This is a genomic window from Mesorhizobium sp. M0830 (assembly GCF_040319965.1).
Lineage (GTDB): Bacteria > Pseudomonadota > Alphaproteobacteria > Rhizobiales > Rhizobiaceae > Mesorhizobium.
Window position 1 is genome coordinate 62122 of sequence record NZ_JAMYOR010000025.1, and the last position, 19989, is coordinate 82110.

Genomic DNA, 19989 nt, shown 5'->3' on the forward strand with positions numbered 1-19989 from the left:
CCTTAGCTCGCAAGCTTATCGCGACTGTGGGGCGACAGCCGCCGGGTGAAGGCTTCCGTCAGTGCGGGCAGGAAGCGGATCGCGTCGGTGACGATTCCGAGGTGAGCGAAATCGAAAATCGGCGCGTTCGGGTCGGTATTGATGGCCACGATGAGATCCGCCCCCTCGACGCCAACCCGATGCTGGACGGCGCCGGAAATTCCGGCCGCGATGTAAAGCTTCGGCCGGATGGTCTTGCCAGTTTGGCCGATCTGCCGATCAGCTGGCATCCAGCTCTTCTGGACTAACGGGCGCGAACAGCCATGCTCGGCGCCGATTGCTCGCGCGAGGTTCTTCACAAGCTGCAGGTTCTCCGCCGCGCCAAGACCAAGGCCTCCCGCAACCACGACGTCGGCATAGGCAAGGTTTGCCTTTGCCGACTGATTGTCCGGCAGGAAGCCGAGGACTTTGGTAGCGATCTCGTCCTCGGCAAGCGAGAGCTTGTGCCGGATGACACGCCCGACCGGTTTATCCGTCCGCTGCGGCATGGGCATGACCCTTGGCCGCACTGTCGCCATCTGAGGGCGGAAATTGAGCGTATAGATCGTGCACAACAAGGAACCGCCGAAAGTCGGACGCGTGGCGGCGAGCGAACTGTCGGTATCCACATCGAGTTCGGTGCAGTCGGCCGTGAGCCCTGTCTGCAAGGTCGTCGCCACGGAGCCGGCAAGATCCCTGCCGAGTGTGGTGGCACCGAGAAGAAGGATTTCGGGTTTGTGGGTATCGACCAGATCCGTCATCGCCTTGGTGAAAGGCTCGTTCCGATAGTCGGCGAGCAGGGGCGCCTCGGCGATGTAGACAAGGTCAGCACCATAAGCGAATGCTTCGGCAACGGCGTTCCCGATGGCCTCTCCCGGCGGTCCGAGCACGACGCCTGCAAGCTGGACCTCAAGCTTGTCTGCTAATTTGCGGCCTTCGCCGAGCAGTTCGAATGATACGGGATGGACCTGGCCGCGTTCGAGCTCGATGAAAACCCAAACGTGCCGGTAGTCCTTGAAATGGGCGGGCAGCTCCTTCTTTATGCCGGCGCGGCCGGCGGCAGGGCGAGGGGTTTCTCGGTTCGCGGTCGACATCGTTTTACTCCTTGCCGTCACGCGCCGCCGTTGAAGGCGAGCTCATGTTCCAGCGCCGGCTGGCGGGTGAAGATTGCGGTGATGAGTTCGTCAGCGACATCGCGCAAGGCCTTCTCGGCGGTGTCGATTAGTGCCGCCTTTTCAGCTCGCGCAGCAGGGGCGAAAACACGCTTGACGACCGTCGGTGAGCCGCGCAGGCCGCATTTGGTGAGATCCTCGATGCCGGCGTCGGCCGCGCTCCATTTCAAGACCTGGCTGCGCGCGGCGCACAAGGCGTCGTGGATCGAGCCCCGGCGGATCTCGTTTGTGCCTTCCAGCATGGTGATGAGGCAAGGCAGCCTGCTCTTCAGCATCTGTGTGCCGCCTTCGGAGCGGCGCTCGACCTTGATCTCGCCTGCAGCAAGGTCAATAGAGGGGATCTTCGCGACATAGGTCAGTTGCAGGAGTCCGAGGCGCTTGGCGATGCCGGGCCCGACCTGGGCGGTGTCGCCATCGATCGTCTGCTTGCCGGTGAAGACGAGGTCTGGCGTGCCGAACGTCTCGCCGACCTTCGCGATTGCCTGGGAAAGGGCGAACGAGGTCGCCAGCGTGTCGGAGCCGGCAAAATAGCGGTCGGTCAAGAGCACCGCTCGGTCGGCCCCGTAACCGAGCGCCTTGCGCAGCGCGTCCTCTGCCATGGGCGGACCCATGGTGAGCACAGTGACTTCGCCGCCATAGGCATCGCGCAGTCTGAGCGCTTCTTCGAGGGCGAACAGGTCGTAAGGGTTGATGATGGTCGGAACACCCTGGCGCATGATTGTGTTCGTCACCGGATGGACCCTTATCTGTGCCGAGTCCGGCACCTGCTTGATGCAGATTACGATGTGCATTGGCGGTTTCTCTAGGCTCCTATCGGGTGCGGGCATTGCGGTTATCTCCTTGACCCGCATAATTCGTGCCAAGGCTCTTGCGCTGCCCCCTTTCCCACAACTTCGGCTGGTTGCTTCTGAGGGGGCTGTGGTGATGACCGGATTTGTCGGCTGCTCGACATTGTCGCGTCGCAACCCTTGTCGGCGGTCATTCCCGTCCGAACCGCTTCAGCACCGAGTCGAACGGGACAAAGGTGTGACCCGGCGCGGCAGGTTTGTTCGGATCGTGGTCCTTGAGCACCTTGAAGACCCGATGCGTGAGCGGCGAGGAAATCGCAAAGTCCTCGTAAGCGCGTTCGAGCGTCGCGCGCACCCTCGCGGCAATCACCTGGTCGGGCAGACCGGAGAAATCTGCTTCGGCAAGGTATTGGCCCACGCGCTTCATTATATGGAGCCGCGAGACATTCAGCACCTTCGGGTCATAGGAGACGCCAAGGACTGAGAAGAACTCCTCCGCGGCCGACAGGCGCTTCAGTCGTGCGAGGATGTCTGTGACATCGATGGGGCGGCTGTCAGCGGAACAATTCATTGCATTCTCCCTGGTCGCAAAACTGTGGCCTCTGCGCGCGCGCGCACGGCTGACCTGGACCCGCACAGCTCGAAGACCGACGCCTCGCTGCACATTTTATCGTAGAGCTCGACCAGTTGAGTTGCAGTGACCGTCGATTTGGTCTCGGCCGCCTCGCGCCGGACGCGGGCCACCATCGCGGCTGCCAGATCCGGGTCGAGATCGCGACCGCTTTCGCTCAGCACATGGGCAATCGCAGTGGCGCCGGAATGCTTGCCGATGACGATCCGCCGGCAGCGGCCCACGAGAGCCGGATCAAGCCCCTGATAAGTACGCGAGTCCTTCAGCAGCCCTGCGACGTGAATGCCGGATTCGTGGGTGAAAACATCGGCGCCGACGACCGGCTTAGTGGCCGCGGTCTGCCGGCGGGCGGCCCAGGCCACCTCGGCGGCGAGGCCGGGCAATGCGGTCAGCTCGATGCCGGTATCTGCGCCGCCGAAGACCGCCATCGCGGCGGCCACCTCTTCCAGCGCGGCATTGCCCGCACGCTCGCCGAGCCCCAGGACGGTGACGGAGGCATGGCGCGCGCCTGCGCGGATCGCGGCTAGCGTGTTGGCGCCAGCAAGTCCGAGATCGTTGTGCGCATGAAATTCAAGGTCGATTGGAGACTGCGCCACGAGCTGGGCGACAAGTTCAAAGGTCGAAAACGGGTCGAGAACACCGACCGTGTCGGCTAGCCTGACGCGGCTTGCGCCGGCGCGTGCAGCCGTCTCGATGACGCGGGCGAGATGATCCCGATTGGCCCGCGAGGCATCCTCGCAGCCCATCGCGACAAAGAAGCCGGCGGCGGCGGCGCGCCTGACCATATGATCGATGACCTGGAGCGCCCCCGCCTTGTCGAGGCCGAGCTTGGCGGCAAGTTGGATGTCCGACCCTGGCAGCGATAGATTGACGGCGTGGACGCCGCTCTCGATCGCTGCATCGAGATCCAGCGACGTCATCCGGCACCAGGCCATGAGCCGAACCGGGAGACGCCGCGCGACCACGGCGCGAATTGTTTCGATCTCGTCGGCGCCCATGACCGGCGTGCCGATCTCGATCTCTGTGACGCCGGCCGCCGCAAGAGACTCGGCGATCTCCAGCTTTTCCGTCGTGGTAAAGGCGACGCCCGGCGCCTGCTCGCCGTCGCGCAAGGTCGTATCGTTGAGAGAGACATGACGGGTCATGACCGGTAGCCTGTTCTTCTGCCGCTCACGCATAGACCGGATTACCCGGCCCAGAACCGAAAAAGCTGCGCAGCTTCCCCACGATTGCCGGCATGACCTCGAGCACCCGGTCGATATCCTCTTCGCTGTTGTCCCGCGCCAAGGAGAAGCGGACTGCCGCGTGCGGCGTTTTCATCGCGCTTAGGACATGGCTTGGTTCCAGAGAGCCGGAGGTGCAGGCCGAGCCAGAGGAACACGCGATGCCAATGCGGCTGAGGAGAAGTGGAATTCCATCACTGTCGACATGTTCGAAGGAGATGTTTGCGGTGTTGGGCAACCGTTGCAGGGGATCACCAGTGACACAGGTGCCTGGGATGCGCTGGAGGATCCCGCCCTCCAGACGATCGCGGAGCGACTTTACCCGTGTGGTCTCGTCGTCCATGAATTTCAAGGCGAGTTCGGCCGCCGTCCCGAGCCCGGCTATGCCCGGCGTATTCTCGGTGCCGGCACGCCGGTTGTGTTCCTGGTGGCCCCCCTTGATCAGCGAATGGAAATTGACGCCACGTTTTACGAAAAGCGCACCGATCCCTTTCGGCCCGTGCAGCTTGTGGCCGGAGAGCGACAGCATGTCGATTGCGGTCGACTTCAGGTTCATCGGAAGCTTGCCGACCGCCTGCACAGCATCGGTATGGAATAGGGCGCCCACTTCCTTGGCCAACTCGGCAAGCCTGGCCACGGGGAAGATCACACCAGTCTCGTTGTTCGCCCACATTATTGATACGATTGCCACCTGTGGTGTGAGGGCGGCCATATAGGCGTCGAGGTCGAGCCGGCCACGGCAATCCACCGGGATCCTGTGCACCTTGACGCGGCGGGTCTTCTCAAGATGCGCGCAGAGCGTCAGCACGGCGGGATGCTCGACCGCGGACGTAACGATCTCGGTTCGGTTGGGCGCCGCCTCGAGCGCTGAAAGAAGCGCTGCATTGTCGCTTTCTGTCCCACCCGAGGTGAAGGTGATCTCATCGTCGAACTCCGCGCCGATCAGCGCTTGCAACTGCCTCCGCGCCTTTGTCACCGCCGCACTGACTGAGGCGCCAAGAGCGTGCGCCGACGAAGGGTTGGCGAATTGATCCCTAAAGAACGGCAACATCGCTTGCAGGACCGCAGGATCGACCCGTGTGGTTGCGTTGTTGTCGAGGTAGACAGGCTTCATAGGTGCGATCCTCAGTTGACCAGAATGACGCGGCGCGGACCGACTCGTTGAGCCTCTGGCGCATGCCGTTGATGATAATGGGCCTGAACTGGCAGCCCGCGCAGACGCCCGGTGTGTTTGACGCAGACCGGATCTCCGTCGAGATGGACATGTTCGCAGTGGCCGCCGTCAGCCCGCAGGTAAGGACGGCCCGAACGCGATAAGGTCTTCGATGAGCCGAATTTGGCACAGCAGCGCGATCTGTCCGCAAGCAGCTCGGGTGACACCAGGACCCGAGCTGTTTCGGGAGGCGGCGTTCTTTGCACCCTACCGGAAGCGAATGGCGGTCCCGAGATCCGTTTTCCTTGTTCTTTAGGACGGGGACATCTGTCGTGCCGGCCATATAAGTCTCCTCTGCCGCAAAATCAGTCTGTCGGCCGCACAGGCGCTTCGGGCGTTTAACTGAACGACTTGCCGCAGCCGCACTTCTCGCGCGCATTGGGGTTATCGAAGACAAAGCCGGAAGATTCGAGCCCGGTGAGGAAGTCAACGGTCATGCCGGCGACATGTGGTTGGGAACCCGCGTCCACGAACAGCTTGATCCCATTTGTGCCAGTGATCGCGTCGCCCTCGCGCGACACGCTCTCCAGGCCCATTAAGTATTTGAAGCCGGCGCAGCCGCCGGTCTCGACCATGATGCGAAAGCCTTCCGCCGGCTCGCTGGCGCGGGAAAGAGCAGTCTTGAAGGCGGCAACAGCTTTGTCGGTGAGCGTAATCATGGCTCCATTCTCCTCAGTCCGGGACCTGCTTGCGCATCACGTTGCATGCACCGTGCCAAAGCGAAGAAACGTTTCAACACAGCGCGGCATCTCTGACACTGCCGTGCTTCTTGTGAGTGCATTGCTGCGAAGCTGTCGGCCAACCGACACGTACTGTCGGGTTTGTCGGGATCGCCACGAGGGATGTTGGGCCTGAGTTCTTGGTTGAACTCACATCAGCAAATACAGAACCGTCTTCTGAGCTTGCTTCGGCGCAATTGGCACGGTTTTTGAAGCTCCGTTTAGGCGAGGCGGCAAGAGTATGCCGATCCACAATCATGCCGTGGGTGCCCTCGCGATGGATGGGGCGAAGCAAGGGGGCAACATGTCAGGACCGGGTCAGATACGCCTTGTTTGGCAAAGCAGCGCCGCCCGTGGCATCCGAATGCCCGCCTGGCCGATTGCGACAACACCCATACTCGCTCACCACCGCCCAGTAGCCGCCGACAGGCTCGATGCGATGCTGCCATCGGCATGTGCATGCTCGCCGGTTTTCGCGCGGGTGCGACGCCGTGCGCACGCTGTCCAGCGACACTTTGTTCATGGGCCAGCAGCAGATCAGGGGCGAGCATTACGGCCGCCTTATCGGCTGAAGATTCCCAGGCAGGGCAGCTGATCTTCACACGTAGGTGGAAGCAGGGGTAAGACATGGACCAGCGCGAGAAACCGTCGCCCGACGAAATCCGGCGGGCGTGCAAAGACAATCCGAAAATCCGGGAGCATGATCTCGCCGCTCGATTGGGCATTTCGGAAGCCGAATTGGTCGCGGCGCATTGTGGTCACGGCGCGGTGCGCATCGAGCCGCGCGTCGATGATCTGCTGACGGGCCTCGAAGCGGTCGGCGAGGTGATGGCGCTCACCCGCAACGAAAGTGCCGTGCACCAAAAGATCGGCGTCTACGACAAAGTGGTCACCGGCAACCAGCATGCCATGGTGCTCGGCGACGACATCGACCTGCGCATCTTCCCGAAAGCGTGGGCGTATGGCTTCGCCTTCGAGAAGCGCGAGGGAGCCGAGATCCGCCGCAGCCTGCAATTCTTTGATGCCGCCGGCGAGGCGATGCACAAAGTACATCTCAGGCCCGCCTCGAACCTGCACGCCTATCAGGATCTGACGGCAGAGCTCGTATCCTACGACCAGGAGCCGATCATATCGGTCGAAGCGGGCGGTGCGCGCGATAACGCAGTGAGTCCAGACCAAGCCGCCACGGCCGACGACCTACGCGAGCACTGGAGCCGGCTGAGCGACGTGCATCAGTTCTACCATATGTTGAAGACACTGAAGCTCAGCCGCTGCCAGGCAATGCGTATGGCCGACGAAGATTACGCTTGGCTGCTCGACAATGATGCCGTTGGCGCCCTGTTCCAACAGGCGGCCGAAGACGAGATGCCTATCATGTGCTTTGTCGGCAATCGTGGTTGCATCCAGATCCATTCCGGCCCGATCAAGTCGGTCAAGCAGATCGGGCCGCGGATCAATGTGCTCGACGAGACTTTCCATCTGCATCTGAGGACCCATCACATCCGCGAGGTCTGGGCCGTGCGCAAGCCGACGAGGGACGGTCACGTCACGTCCATTGAAGCCTATGGCGCCGACGGCAAGATGATCATCCAGTTCTTCGGCACGCGCAAGGAAGGCGAACGCGAGCGCAGCGACTGGCGGTTTCTGGCCGAGAGTCTGCCACGCATTCCCGGTCCGGGCGACAGGGATGTATAGAGTGTGCCGACAGGCCCTCGGATTGAACCGGCCGCTATAGGACTCGGCACCACGTTCCGACAGCGGCTCGCGAGGAAATTTAGGTCCACGTGCGATAGTGCTTGCCGTCGTAGCGCATACGCACGGTTAGGTGTGCGCGCCGGAATTGACCGCGTCGATAAAGGCAGGCTCGTCGTCGTCCGGACCGGTGCGCACGACTGCATCGCCGTCTGACGGAAATCCTTGCAGCGGCTACAACAACGCATATGCCATCAGCGCCGAACCGAAGCGGAAGCGCCGCCGGGTCTTATCGGACCGCACCCGAACCGTGCGCTGGATTGCGTCGTTACTCAATCCAGGCCGTGCGAGCGATCTTCTCGCCCGTCACCGGAAGGCAGTGCAGCAGCAGCCAGGCCGAACAGGCCGATGTCGCGGACTCGAAACCGACCGTGGATGTCGGTTGTCGGACGCTGTCCTGACAATGGTGGACAGGTGATCATCAACTTAGTGGCGGCGGGCCCAGTGCTGGCTGGCGTCGCTTGGCGCAGGCTAGGGGTAGGCCTATCCGGCACGCGACTTGCTTCGATAATTTGGTCAGCGGGGCGTCAGCAGTGCGTCACGGAGCTCAGCGGTGATTGACCACCTCTCAACCCTATCGGGGATAAGCGGCGGCTTTGCTTCATGACCGCAGCGCAGCGGAGATGCCTTTTGATTGACTTCGCAACCGATCTCATCCGCACTGGCAGTGGGCTGATCGGGCGACAGAATCTCGAAGGCGCCCGACACGAGACGCACCCATGCTGGATATCTTTATGAACAGCGGTGCAATCTCGATCGAGCCATGAACGCCAACGTAGAGAAAGCAAAATGGCAACCAACCCCGTTCCAGATCATGTCCCGCCCGAAATGGTGAGGGATTTCAGCCTGTTTACATCGCCAGGGATGCCACCAACACTCAACGGGGATCCACACGCAGCTGTCGCTCGCGTACATGAGGGGCCTCCGATCTTTTACTCCCGCTACAACACGCAAGATGGCCGGGGTACCTGGGTCATCACCCGTGCCGCGGACCAGCGGAAGGTGCTGCAGGACGCAGAGACTTTTTCCAGCCATCGCAGCATCTTCTCCTCCATACTGGGTGAAAACTGGCCGACGATCCCGCTTGAGCTCGATCCACCGGCCCATGGCGTCTTTCGCTCACTGCTCAATCCGCTGCTTTCGCCAAAGCGGGTGTTGGCTTTGGAACCGGCTGTCCGCGAACGGGCGGTCGAGCTGATCGAAAGGATCGCCGCGTCGGGCACAAGCTGCGACGTGATGAAGGATTTTGCATTTCCTTTCGCGGTGAGCATCTTTCTTCGCTTTCTGGGGTTGCCCGATGACCGACTCGATACATTCGTCGGCTGGGGAAAAGATCTGCTCCACGGCGACGATAAGGAACGACCTATGGCTGCCCGAACGATCGTGGCATTCATCGACGAACTTGCAGCCATGCGCCGCCAGGAGGCGGTTGACGATTTCATGACCTTCATCGTGCAGGCACAGGTCGAGGGCCGCCGGCTGACGGACACCCAAGTCCGCGGCATCGGCGTGCTTGTCTTCGTCGCTGGGCTCGACACGGTCGCAGCAGCTATAGGCTTTGACTTGGCCTACCTCGCGCGCAACCTCAAAGATCAGCAATTGCTGCGGAGCGAACCGGACCGCATCCCGCTCGCAACCGAAGAATTGCTGCGGGCCTATCCGCCCATTCAGTTGATCCGCGTGGCCACGAAGGATATCGACTTCGAAGGCGCGCCGATCCGGAAGGGGGACTATGTTTCCTGCGCCACCATGATTGCCAATCGTGACCCGGCGGAATTCGAATGCCCCAACACGATCGATTTGGAGCGGGAGGACAACCGCCACGCCGCCTTTGGTTATGGTCCCCACCGTTGCCTTGGCTCACACCTTGCCCGGCGGGAGATTGTCATTGGCCTGGAGGAGTGGCTGGCGCGCATCCCGGCTTTCAGGATCAAGCAGGGTACGGCACCGATAACCTCTGGCGGCCATGTGTTCGGGATCGAGAATTTGATCCTAGACTGGTCCTAGGCCCGCCCCGAGCCGGGGCACCGACAATGGAGGCAGCGCCATGCGCATCATCGTCCAAAATGCCAAATGCCAGGGTCACGCGCGATGCGCGGCGCAAGCGCCGGACATCTTCAAGCTTGATGACGAGGGTTACATCCTGCCTGGTGACATTGAAGTTGCGCAAGGGGAGGAGCTGCCTGCATCGCGAGGCGCGCGATCCTGTCCTGAACGTGCGCTGGAACTCACCCGCTGCGCGTTTTGAATCGGACTCATTCAACCGTGAGTCTGGCGGCTTGAACCATGTGGCCGCACTCAGCACGCGACCTCTGTCCCGCACGGTTCACGTCCAACTCTGCGGGGGCATTCCGGCGCCTGTGTTCCCCGTGAGGCGCAAACGGCAGGGCCGGGGTTCGCGAAACGCCTCCTTCCAATCACAGAATTTGCGACAGAGCCGAGTGGACCAGACGAAAATTTCCGAACTACTCGACCGCGAGGCGATCCGCGACTGCGTACACCCGAAGAACTGCCCGACCCATGTTGCGGCAGGCCGGGTCGCTGCATGAATTGATAGGGACAAACCAGGAGAACGCACCATATTTGCTCAACATTATGCCCGGCTCAGCACCGGCCAATCGCCGCAGATCGAGCTGGACCAGCATGTGCTTGCCTGTGTGCTTTCACGTGCGCTCGAGGAGATCGAGGCCGGCGAGGCGACTGTGACGGAGGCAACCGGACTTTCGCGCGCCGAGCTGCGCGATGTCCTGTCCCGCTGTTTTCCTGCTATTCCTATCAACGCGTTTGCCTTGAAAGAGGTGAGCGAGCCCGAGCCGGATGTGGAGGAAGAACTGCTGCATGGACTGCTGTTGGCGCATGCCCGTCCTGGCGACCCGACGAGCGCCCGCTTCGCCAGGATCATCGCCCGGCGTGCCATGCGCAATGACCACCTCTGGCAGGAGCTTGGCCTTTTTAATCGGACCGAGCTCGGCCGCCTGCTCGCCTCGCATTTTCCGACGCTGGCGGCCGGCAACACCCAAAACATGAAATGGAAGAAATACTTCTACCGCAAGCTCTGCGAGGCCGAAGGTTTTTCGCTGTGCAGCGCGCCCAGTTGCCGGGAATGCAATGATGTCGAAAGCTGCTTCGGCCCGGAGGAAGGCGAAAGCCGCCTCACACGGATCAAGAACGGCATCGCCTCGGATTGAGAACCGCTTTCGTCTGTCGTACAGCCGCAGCGCTCGCGCCGCGCCATATGTCTCTTACGAACGTAGACTGACGCCTTCGGGGATTGAATGCTGTGCCTGCTGTCCGATTAGTCGCCATGCTCACTTCGGCGGGCGCCGTCATGATGGCGGTGCGGGATGCGACCCGCACCATCGCCGCCGAGCAACTGGTGTTCTCCGGGCCGTTGCTGCTCGCCTGCCTGGCGGTTGCGGCGCCTGGGCGGCCGCGGTTCACCGCCGTCATTGTTCGCGCTGGTGCACAGTTTCGCCTCGATCACCCATTGGGGCGGCCAGATTGTCTCCGGCGTCGCCATCAATTTCGTTGCTGCCGGCTCCGCCATCATTCTCGGCCAGGTTCCGGCGGCGCGCGCGCTGGGGTTCCTGGAAGCTTTTCGAACTTTCTGCCTTGCGCCTCCAGCTGAATTTCGCGCGCTCATGAAGGAAGTTGACGGCCCTGGACATACAGTGATGCAAGCACGATCGAACCGCTTATTCGGGGGTTCGAGTCGGGAGAGGGCTACCGCCAATACAGCGCTGTTGTTGAAATAGTCTGCTAACGGACCATTCGCGGTGAGTTAATGCGATTAGATCTCGTTTTGCTTCAACCGAGTTGATGCGCTGATATCAAGGGGTTCAGATAGCCGCATCGGCAGAATTGCCTCTGTCCGCGCACCGTTCAGCTCGTTGCTATCTCATTCGGATGTGTAACGAGCGCCTACTCATCAAGGTTGGCCATGGAGCCTATCGCGTAACGGATCAGGAGGCGACATGACCAAGGTTCGGGGTGACGCGCAAGCAGCCAACGTGACGGCGACAGGCCCTAGTGATCGGAGCGAGCCGTGGGGATGAGATCCAGAGGCATCAGAAATTCGAACTCGTCCAGACAGCTATCGAAATCGCCATTGAAGGTTCGAACTGCTCTATCTTTGCCCACCAAGACGATCTGATATGCGTTCTCTGCCGGGTCAAGCGCCCACCAATAGCCCTCGCGAACTGTCGATGGATCGACGGCGCCCTCCGTTGGCCAGAGGCTGGCATCAAGCCATTGCAGTAGCTCGAATTCTATCAAGTCGAATGGATCGGCATCCCCAACACGATTGGCCATTTGGCCAAAGGAATAAGAACCTACGTCGATGATCTCGGGCCGATCATCCTCCTGCCGAATGCTAATCGCCCACCAATAGCCACTCTGTATCCGCATGACTCCATCTCCAAACGTGTTCGTTCGGCCGCCGACTGCGTGAGCAGGTCAGCGGGCCAGTTGATGTGTTCAAGGAGTTTTGTTGGGCAGCTGCTGCTCGTTGTCTACGACGTAAGGGCTCCCCCATCGTCGGTTATCACGCGGCTTAGCCAAGATGCCCAGGGCCGCTTCTCTCAAGGCACGGCATGGAATTTATCCGGCGCGGTCAGGCAGTCAAGAGCGCTACAAACCTAGGCTATGAAGCCAGGGTTAGCTGTCGCTTCGTTCCACAGCTTTCATCCACCGGCACACCTGACCAGCATCTAAAGGCGCGCTCGCGGGGCAGAGCTACTGGGCGACGCCCGGTGGAGGCTTGCAGCATGGGGGAGACGTTCGAACAGGCCGCAATCCGCGAACTGCGCGAGGAAACCGGAATCCTTGTGGATCGCGTCGCGCCCCAGGTGTGAGAGCGAGAATTTGTGCTTCATTTGCCCGACGGCGAACATGTCATCGCCGAGGAGCGATTCTTCCTGATACGGGCCGATAGTTCCACAGCCGAGCGGGAGTTCATTTGCGAGAGCAGCTAAGGCAGCTTTGAGTCTCTTGGTGCTCGGTGCCGTGGCGCCGCCAACAGGATTGGCGTAATCCGCATTGCGACGTGGGAACGATATGCCTGCTATTATCAGAGCCGCCACTATTGCCGACTTGCCGCGCATGGTCGATCTCTTGTTGGAGGATGCTAGGCAAAGACACGCTCTCAACCCGACACTCTGGGCGATTGCAGATGATGCACATGAGAGGGTGGAGGAGGCGGTGAGATTCGCTTTGGAGGCGGACAAGCAGCCATTCCGGCAGAAATGGCTCGTTGCCGAGGGGGATGACGCGCTCGCCGGTCTCCTTCTTTGACGGCATCGAAAGGTCAGGGGAGCTAGAAGGCGCTATTTTGAAGTTTGTAGTAGGGTCGACATTTCCCGACCGGCTTTGCACTGCCTAAGCGTAACTGCGAATCGGAACCTTGTTGAACCACGCGCCGCTGGCGGTCGACGGGTGGCATCGTTAGGGTTTGGCGAGACTCACTTTCTTTCCAATATGATCGCGCCATAAGCCGAGCCGCTTTATTCGATATTCAACAAGTTCCGGTGAGGTCCCGAAGAAGGATGCGATCTCGGGGGCACTTTTGCCATCCGAGACCATACGCTTGATCGCGTCTCGTGGAAGCAAAGTTGCCGATGCCAAGAAATAAGCGTCGTGCTCTTCAGCGCTATCATATGTTCGACCGAAGCAGCCAGCAATCTTAGCTATCTTGGTTAGCTTGTGCCCGGCAAGAATATGCCAATACTCCTCAAGTAGCGTCACTCTTTGTCTCTCAACGGTATGGTAGTCGTTTAAAAAGACAACCCAGCTATCCTGATCGGAATTCAAGGGAACGCTCATAGCGGACCACTCGCCGCGCGACGGTCCACCAAGCGTGTTTTTTGCCTTTCCGGAAATACAGGTGGATTCCCGCAATCGTTCTACCGTAACAGAATCAACAACCAAATAAAATGGATCCAGCGGATCGCTTTTCTTCAACCCTAACTCTTGTCGGAAATCTTCGGCCGTCTGCTCTAGCTCCTCCTTAGACATGGCGATAACTTCAGCATCTATCGGCGCGCTGCTCGGTTCTGATATATCACCCTTAGTGTAGTGCTGACGAAGACACACGGCTGCGTGCAGTAGGGTTTGCACAGTCCCGGAGGACGCGTTTTTGCCAGCGCGGAAGTGGACGAATGCCACCCGATCAAAGCCAAGCTCGTGTTCATCGGCATCAGGGCCGAGCCACTCGAGCAGCCTAATTTTGGAATTGTTGTCGGGCGATCCGTCGCCCCGCTCGATGCGGGCCAGCGTGGAGAAGCTGATCCCCACAATCCCCGATAATGCCCTTATACTAAGACCTTCGCGTTCCCGCTTCTCGCGGACCGCCCCGACGAGCTTTTCTTCGAATTCGTTCATGTTCACCATTGTGCGATCAGCACACCTTGACACACTCCGCTCCAGAATGCATCCTGTGCTGGTGACACAGACTCGCACATCGGCAAGCAAAATGGAAGTGTTGTTGACCAACGATGCGCGGGCTGAGTTGCAGCGGATTGGCGACGGTTTGGACGCGCGCCAGCCCGTGGGGGTAAGGGACCGGGGAATCGTAATTCTCGGCCCACAGCCCACATCACCGACTGTCCAGGAGAAAAGTAATGAGCAACAGCAAGGAGCGGGAGGACCCGCAGCCCGATCACGGCAAGGGTCCACCAGACGGCAAAGGTCGTCCGATCGATCACGGGCGCCCCGTGCCGGATCACGGATCGTCGGCCTCGCCGGCAACTACGCCGGGCAGCTAGAGAATGTGCAACGGGCATACCCCGGAGCAACTCTCCTCCCCGATGACCATGGAGTATGGCTTCTCGCTCGCAGCCAAGTCATAGATGGTTTAGCGCGAGAAGCCATATTCCTTATTGCCTTACCAGAAACACCAGCGGTCGAGCCGCGTGGATGGGGGTTCTGGGAGCAAGATGGGCAGGTCGAATGGATCGGCCCGCGACATACCAATTTCCCTGACGGCTCGGTCTGCGCTTATCACCCCATGCTCGACAAAGCTTGGTCGCCAGGTGGTGATTTGTGCACGTTGCTCGACCTTTATAGCGTATGGGCGCTTCGTCACCTTCATTTGGTGGTGTTTGATCGGTGGCCGGGACGCCAGTATGCGATGCCTGATGAACTGGGCCAATCTGATCCCTATTATCGGCTAACTCAGTTTAAGGAGGCCGAGCTTTGCAGCTGCGGATCAAATCGGCGCTATGGCGAATGCTGCCGGCCGCATGACCTGAAACTGCCCTTTCTGTCAATTCTGCACGCCTTCAAAAGGCGTAATCTCGGTCTCGGCATCCTTGGTCGAGCGCCCCCCGCCGAAATTCCAGCGTTGATCGCCCAAGGAGGACAAAAACCTCCACCTTCCATGTTAGAGGTTCACTCTGCTCTGCGGGCGCATGTCGCGGACGTCAGCCGGAATCCGTAGCTCTACATCCCGTAAGAGATGCACGATCGGGTCAGAGGGGGAAGCATGCCGCTCCTGACGAATCCCCAATGCCAGGTGCCGACGACTTCCGAGCCCTCGAACCAAGTCGAAAAGTTCAGCTTCGGAAAATGCAGCACGCGGGCCGCCCATCATATTTTCTCAATATCGTGGTCGCCTGGACCCTTTGCCCATGGGGTCCAGCCCTTGCATAGCCGTTGCGCCAATTCGCTGTTTCGCATCTTCATTCCTACGGAATGATGGATAAAATAATGGGGTATATCCGTCGGAATAGGGAAGTCTACGAACTGCCAGCAGGTGGAATTTGGCAGAATTTACCAGATTTGTTCATCACTCTTGCACCAAATTCAACTTTAGGAGATGCTAACTCGGCCTTGGGAGGGCTGGGGGATGAGAATAAAAGCATTTGTGGCACTTGGTGCCACGGCAGCGCTGGGCGGCTGCCAAACAAGCAATCAAGCTGACTACATGCAAATAGGCTACGGGCCTAGTTTCGACGTCGCCCACGCTCAATGCGAAATGCATAAGGGGTCGGTTGACCAAGGCTATATTGCTATCGGGTCCCCGGGCTTTGTTGCGGGGGCCGGAATCGGCAATGCCCTCGGCAACTTGGCTGCCGAAGACCAGTATATGAAGAACTGCCTCATCCTAAGCGGGTGGAAGCGTGCCCCGCATGGCCAGAGTGCCACGGCAGCTCCAGCCGTTGCTGGTGGCGCGCCACCGACACCCTATGGGATCCAGCGCGCACCTGGCAGCTGGATCAATACGGCGCTGCTGGACTGGTCAGACGCGAATAACAAGTGCGTCGCCGGCGACAAGGCCGCGTGTGGGACTCGAGCGAAGCTTGGTGCGCAACTGAGAGCCGCCGGCATAAACCCGGCGCCGGTCTAGGGGCCATGCAGTGGAACCTGGCGATCTGCCTTGGCATCGTTCTAGCATTGAGCGGCTGCGCAGCGGATTATCTCAATCACTACGACAGCGTGACGCTCTCTGCCGGCGACGCCAATCGCGCCAATAGCCTCGCCCAGACAGTCGACCCGTTCAACCCGAACAGTCAGAACACGCATATCGAGGGCGACGGCCAGCGAACAGCTGGAGTCATCCAGGCCTTTCGCGGAATCCCGCTGACACCGCCAGGCCAAGGTGCGCGCCAAGGTGGCGGCGGGGACTCTGGCAATCATCCATGCGATCTGCGCAATGGGGTTGACAGCCTAGGCCGGGCTTGCGGTGAACGTGCCGCCGAAGCGAAACCGGGCGGCCGCACCGGACATGAGGCGAACTAGCAATGCTGCGTAGAATGCGATCGCCTCGCCGGAGGCCACTTGGCGTGGTGCAAAGGCGCCTGATCTTGGTGACGGTGGCCGCGGCTGGCGCTCTGGCTGCGCAAACGGCCATGCAACACAGCGACCGCATACCTGAGTTCCATCTGCCGAACTGGACCAGCGCGGGCTTGGCGACGATTGCCGGCGTGGCATCCGTCATCGACGGCGACACGATCGAAATCCACGGACAGCGCATCCGCTTCAACGGCATCGACGCGCCGGAGAGCCAGCAGCTTTGTAAAAATGCGAGCGGGGCCGACTATCCCTACGGCCGGCGATCGGCACAGGCGCTTGACACCTTCCTGGCCGCGTCGAAGCCAGTGCAATGCACATTCGTGACCTGGGATCGCTATCACCGCTTTGTCGGCGACTGCCAGCGTGCCGATGGCGCCAGCGTGGGCGCTTGGATGGTCGAGCACGGCCAAGCGATCGACTGGCCCCGCTACAGCCATGGTGCCTATGCAGCGCAGCAGGGGAAGGCGGAAGCGGCGAAGGTCGGGCTGTGGGTCGGAAAGTTCCAAGCGCCGTGGGAATGGCGCGCCGGGCATGGAGACAATGCCCAACCGGCGGTGAGCCAACCGCTCGGCACCATCAGCCGTCAACAGGTAGCGCAAAGCTACTCATGCCAGCCGCGGCGGAAATGCTCGCAAATCAGCTCGTGCGACGAGGCTCAATGGTATCTCAGTAATTGTCCGTGGGGCGGCAAGCTCGACCGGGATGGCGACGGGCAGGCGTGCGAAACCTTATGCTAGGAATGGCGACGATGACAGCGAGACTAATTGGACTGGCTGTGGCTTTGTGCCTGCCCTTTCAGATGGTTGCGCTTGCGGCGGGAGAACCGACTGTGGTCTCCTGCAAGTTTGAGCACCTGCCTCCGATGCTGCTAACGTTCCGTGGCGGGATGGGAGCTAACGACAATACTCTGCAAGTCGGACAAACCCCGCCCGTTTCGTTAAGCGTCGGATCAAGTTTGATGGTTGCCGAAATAGGGGCACAGGAGCTGACGTTTGGCGAGTTCCGCGCTTAGGGCGTGAGACTAGGCAGCGCGATCAATATCGTGACCTTTTCCGCCACCTCTTCAAGGGTGGCGGTCAGGCGGTTTATCTGCGAAGCGGTTGCCAAGCAGCAAAACTGTGCGTCGACCGTGGGTCAACTGGCGATCGCCGCCGACTCGACGGCAAAATCTGCTCCTGTGAAGCAACGCAGGAGGCGAACGATGGAATTCTTTTGCGGACTGGACGTAGCGATGGACGAGACAGCGGTGTGGATCGTCGACGATCATGGCGTTGTGCATCTTGAGACGACGGCGGTGACAGATTGCGTGCTTGACCCCGAGGCGCTACCCGTCCGGCGAGGTCGATAATGACGGACATATCTCGCGCCGTGGCGACAATCAGTTGCGCGGGCTGCTATACGAGGCGGCCGCAGTCATCCTGAACCGGTCGACGGATACTAGCACACTGCGAACCTGGGCTTTGGAGCTGAAAGAACGGCTTGGCTTCAAGCGAGCGGCCGTGGCTCTGGCGCGCAAGCTGGCGGTGATCATGCATGCGATGCTCCGGACGGGCGAGCTGTTCGATCCGCACGGAGGAACGCCTGCCGCAGCCTGATCCTGCATACGCTTGCCGGCGACGATTTCCTCACGTCATTCAACCGATAGCGTTCTTCCAGGACGCACCGAGCTGTCCCTGCCGGGACGTGGCTGAGATCATTCCGCGAAGCGGGAAGCAACTGCCTCGGTAAGCAGATTGCGCCTCGGCCTGAGATGGCGCGACTGCCATTTGACTTGGCGGGAAGAGGCGTCGATCTGACCATGGAGTTCCGTTCAACGAGAGGAACTCGCCATGGCTACCCTGTCGACCGATGCACCAATCTCTCCGCTTCGCCAGCGCATGCAGCACGACATGCTCATGCGTGGCCTGGGCTCCCATACCCAGCAGGACTACGTTCGTCACGTCCGGCGCTTCGCTGTGTTCCTTGGTCGCTCGCCCGACACGGCGACGGCTGAGGACATCCGTCGATTCCAGCTGCATCAGCATGAGAGCGGCGTCGGCCCTGCGACGATCAATGGCGCGGTCTCGGCACTGCGGTTCCTGTTCATCGTGACGCTGAAGCGTCGGGATCTGGCGCGTGCGCTGGTGATCATGAGGTATTAGCGCAAGCTGCCCGAGGTGCTGAGCGTGGAGGAAGCGGCGCGGCTGCTCGAAGCCGCACCCGGCATCGAGTACAAGGCCGCGCTCGGCGTCGCCTATGGCGCGGGCCTGCGCGTGTTCAAGTTGCGCACCTCAAGATCGACGACATCGACTCGACACGCATGCTGATCCGCGTCGAACAGGGCAAGGGACGCAGGGACCGCAACGCTATGCTCTCGCTGCAATTTCTGGAACTGCTCCGGCTGTGGTGGCGCGAAGGCAGGTGGCGCGGGGTGATGCTCCCCCATGGCTGACTGTTCCCCGGGGCGCAGCTTCACCGCGCCGATCTCATCGAGGCAATTGCACCGCGCAGTCCAGGAGGCAGCCAAAGTCGCCGGCATCCGCAGCTCACACCTATGTCGGCCTCCGTTAACTTGCCGCGAGCTGGCTTAACTAGGACGTTGCTCATACCTACTCCTCGCATGGACGAGAGCATCTCGCCCCCATCGGTAGTCTTTCGCCGAACAGAGTGAGGTCAGCCGGCGCGTGCGGCCTTTGTGCGATTACGTCCACCTGCCGCTCTTTTAACGCTACGCACGGAGACGGCTTTGGGAGCCACGACGTCGCCGAGCCGCTCTATACGGAGGGGCGCGCGCGAGGGAAGGCGAACGACGAGTTCGAGTTGCCCCCCGATCGCCTCGACGTAGCTTTTAAGAGTAGACAAGTACATGTCGGCTTGTTTCTCGATCTTCGAGACCGAAGGCTGCTTGATCTTGAGGACCGAAGCGATTTCGGCCTGGGCCTTTCCAGCGGCACGCCGCAAATCGCCGAGACTCTCGACTTCTCCCCTTAACTCTTCGAAACGCGCGTCGACCCGCTCCCGACGATCCTCGGGGAGCGCAGCGATTAGGTCATCAAGCTTGCGTCCCATCACTTCTTCTCCTTCTTCGCCGCCGCCAAACGGTCGAGATGCCCTTGATAGCGCTTGTCCGCCTTGGCGATCAGACGTTTATAGAAGCGCTTCTCACTCACGCCCGACTTATCGCCGGCGACGAGCAGGATCGCCTTCCGCTTCCGGTCGAATGCGAACGCAACCCGCCAGACACCATCATCAGCATCGAAGCGAAGTTCTTTCATGTTCGCGAACGACGAGTCATTCAAGGTATCCGCATGCGGTCGCCCCAGCTGGGGCCCAAACACACCGAGCAGCTTAGCGGAGGCCAATAGCTCATCTTGGACTGTCTGGGGCAACGCCTCGAACTCCCCATCGAACTCATCGCCAAAAACGACTTCCCAAGTCATATATAGCTCCTAGGCTATGTGGTCAACATCATCAAGCTGCCGAACGATAGTCTGCGGCCGAAACAAGGTAGGCGCGGTCGACGATAATCCGGCCGCCGTTGACACGACTGGCAATTCGCGACCTGTCTGCGCTATCGAGCGGCATCGTCACCGGCGTTCTGACGGGCATGGCCGGCGCGTCAGGGGAATCGCTTCAGGTTAACGTTGATTTTTGACGGATGAGATTTTCGAGATAGTGGCCGTTGAGATTGGCGAGTTTTCGTC

Annotated in this window: 20 protein-coding genes and 3 pseudogenes; 13 read left to right on the forward strand and 10 right to left on the reverse strand. The window is 60.5% G+C overall.

Annotation, left to right across the window (positions count from 1 at the left end; genetic code table 11):
* Nucleotides 1-2: 2 nt before the first annotated feature.
* The 6 genes from NKI20_RS16800 to NKI20_RS16825 form a co-directional block, all read right to left on the reverse strand.
* Nucleotides 3-1112, reverse strand: coding sequence for an electron transfer flavoprotein subunit alpha/FixB family protein (locus NKI20_RS16800; RefSeq protein ID WP_352832070.1), 1110 nt, complete (start codon nt 1110-1112; stop codon nt 3-5).
* Between the two features lie 17 nt (nt 1113-1129).
* Entirely contained in the window at nt 1130-1981 is an 852-nt protein-coding gene (locus NKI20_RS16805) for an electron transfer flavoprotein subunit beta/FixA family protein (protein ID WP_023766899.1), read from the reverse strand.
* A 187-nt stretch (nt 1982-2168) separates the two neighbouring features.
* The gene (nifW, locus tag NKI20_RS16810) at nt 2169-2549 is read right to left on the reverse strand and encodes a nitrogenase stabilizing/protective protein NifW (RefSeq protein WP_352832074.1); all 381 of its coding nucleotides are present in this window, start codon (nt 2547-2549) and stop codon (nt 2169-2171) included.
* Entirely contained in the window at nt 2546-3754 is a 1209-nt protein-coding gene (gene nifV, locus NKI20_RS16815; RefSeq protein WP_352832077.1) for a homocitrate synthase, read from the reverse strand. The genes nifW and nifV overlap by 4 nt, the downstream gene beginning before the upstream one ends.
* A gap of 25 nt (nt 3755-3779) precedes the next feature.
* Nucleotides 3780-4946: a cysteine desulfurase NifS gene (gene nifS / locus NKI20_RS16820; protein ID WP_352832080.1), complete on the reverse strand. Its 1167-nt coding sequence runs from the start codon at nt 4944-4946 to the stop codon at nt 3780-3782.
* 437 nt (nt 4947-5383) lie between these two features.
* Nucleotides 5384-5704: a HesB/IscA family protein gene (locus NKI20_RS16825; RefSeq protein ID WP_352832083.1), complete on the reverse strand. Its 321-nt coding sequence runs from the start codon at nt 5702-5704 to the stop codon at nt 5384-5386.
* A 687-nt stretch (nt 5705-6391) separates the two neighbouring features.
* On the opposite strand from NKI20_RS16825, the gene NKI20_RS16830 reads away from it, so the two are divergent.
* The 5 genes and pseudogenes from NKI20_RS16830 to NKI20_RS33735 all read left to right on the forward strand — a co-directional run.
* The gene (locus NKI20_RS16830) at nt 6392-7459 is read left to right on the forward strand and encodes a hemin-degrading factor (RefSeq protein ID WP_352486897.1); all 1068 of its coding nucleotides are present in this window, start codon (nt 6392-6394) and stop codon (nt 7457-7459) included.
* A gap of 846 nt (nt 7460-8305) precedes the next feature.
* On the forward strand, nt 8306-9523 hold the full coding sequence (locus NKI20_RS16835) for a cytochrome P450 (RefSeq protein WP_352832086.1): 1218 nt from the start codon (nt 8306-8308) through the stop codon (nt 9521-9523).
* Nucleotides 9524-9563: 40 nt separating this feature from the next.
* Nucleotides 9564-9764: a ferredoxin gene (locus NKI20_RS16840; protein WP_352486899.1), complete on the forward strand. Its 201-nt coding sequence runs from the start codon at nt 9564-9566 to the stop codon at nt 9762-9764.
* A 331-nt stretch (nt 9765-10095) separates the two neighbouring features.
* Nucleotides 10096-10704 carry a nitrogen fixation protein NifQ gene (locus NKI20_RS16845; RefSeq protein ID WP_352832103.1) on the forward strand — a complete coding sequence of 203 codons (609 nt, stop codon included), beginning with the start codon at nt 10096-10098 and terminating at the stop codon, nt 10702-10704.
* Between the two features lie 264 nt (nt 10705-10968).
* Nucleotides 10969-11157, forward strand: a pseudogene (locus NKI20_RS33735) (ABC transporter permease); the annotation flags it as partial.
* Nucleotides 11158-11542: 385 nt separating this feature from the next.
* Here NKI20_RS33735 and NKI20_RS16855 read toward each other — a convergent pair.
* Complete coding sequence (locus NKI20_RS16855) at nt 11543-11923, reverse strand: hypothetical protein (RefSeq protein ID WP_023760385.1); 381 nt, start codon at nt 11921-11923, stop codon at nt 11543-11545.
* Between the two features lie 359 nt (nt 11924-12282).
* Here NKI20_RS16855 and NKI20_RS16860 point away from each other — a divergent pair, with 359 nt between their 5' ends.
* Nucleotides 12283-12369 (forward strand): NUDIX domain-containing protein, encoded by an 87-nt coding sequence (locus NKI20_RS16860; protein ID WP_245266724.1) that lies wholly within the window; start codon nt 12283-12285, stop codon nt 12367-12369.
* A 589-nt stretch (nt 12370-12958) separates the two neighbouring features.
* On the opposite strand, the gene NKI20_RS16865 is transcribed toward NKI20_RS16860, so the two are convergent.
* Nucleotides 12959-13894: an ImmA/IrrE family metallo-endopeptidase gene (locus NKI20_RS16865; protein WP_352832090.1), complete on the reverse strand. Its 936-nt coding sequence runs from the start codon at nt 13892-13894 to the stop codon at nt 12959-12961.
* A gap of 239 nt (nt 13895-14133) precedes the next feature.
* On the opposite strand from NKI20_RS16865, the gene NKI20_RS16870 reads away from it, so the two are divergent.
* From NKI20_RS16870 to NKI20_RS16900, 7 genes and pseudogenes are all read left to right on the forward strand, one after another.
* Nucleotides 14134-14277 (forward strand): hypothetical protein, encoded by a 144-nt coding sequence (locus NKI20_RS16870; RefSeq protein WP_155930622.1) that lies wholly within the window; start codon nt 14134-14136, stop codon nt 14275-14277.
* Nucleotides 14278-15865: 1588 nt separating this feature from the next.
* Nucleotides 15866-16252 carry a hypothetical protein gene (locus NKI20_RS16875; protein WP_031260607.1) on the forward strand — a complete coding sequence of 129 codons (387 nt, stop codon included), beginning with the start codon at nt 15866-15868 and terminating at the stop codon, nt 16250-16252.
* Between the two features lie 68 nt (nt 16253-16320).
* On the forward strand, nt 16321-17043 hold the full coding sequence (locus NKI20_RS16880) for a thermonuclease family protein (RefSeq protein WP_352486927.1): 723 nt from the start codon (nt 16321-16323) through the stop codon (nt 17041-17043).
* A gap of 464 nt (nt 17044-17507) precedes the next feature.
* Nucleotides 17508-17633: pseudogene (locus tag NKI20_RS33740) on the forward strand (IS110 family transposase); the annotation flags it as partial.
* Nucleotides 17617-17901, forward strand: a pseudogene (locus NKI20_RS16890) (transposase); the annotation flags it as partial. The pseudogenes NKI20_RS33740 and NKI20_RS16890, both read left to right, overlap by 17 nt.
* Before the next feature lie 234 nt (nt 17902-18135).
* Nucleotides 18136-18447: a site-specific integrase gene (locus NKI20_RS16895; RefSeq protein ID WP_023814000.1), complete on the forward strand. Its 312-nt coding sequence runs from the start codon at nt 18136-18138 to the stop codon at nt 18445-18447.
* A 24-nt stretch (nt 18448-18471) separates the two neighbouring features.
* Nucleotides 18472-18612, forward strand: coding sequence for a hypothetical protein (locus tag NKI20_RS16900; RefSeq protein ID WP_352486901.1), 141 nt, complete (start codon nt 18472-18474; stop codon nt 18610-18612).
* A 346-nt stretch (nt 18613-18958) separates the two neighbouring features.
* Here the strand turns inward: NKI20_RS16900 and NKI20_RS16905 are convergent, their stop codons facing one another.
* Entirely contained in the window at nt 18959-19354 is a 396-nt protein-coding gene (locus tag NKI20_RS16905) for an XRE family transcriptional regulator (protein WP_023801991.1), read from the reverse strand.
* Nucleotides 19354-19725, reverse strand: a complete 372-nt coding sequence (locus tag NKI20_RS16910; RefSeq protein WP_023813997.1) for a type II toxin-antitoxin system RelE/ParE family toxin — start codon at nt 19723-19725, stop codon at nt 19354-19356. Before NKI20_RS16910 ends, NKI20_RS16905 begins: the two co-directional genes overlap by 1 nt.
* Nucleotides 19726-19989: the final 264 nt, after the last annotated feature.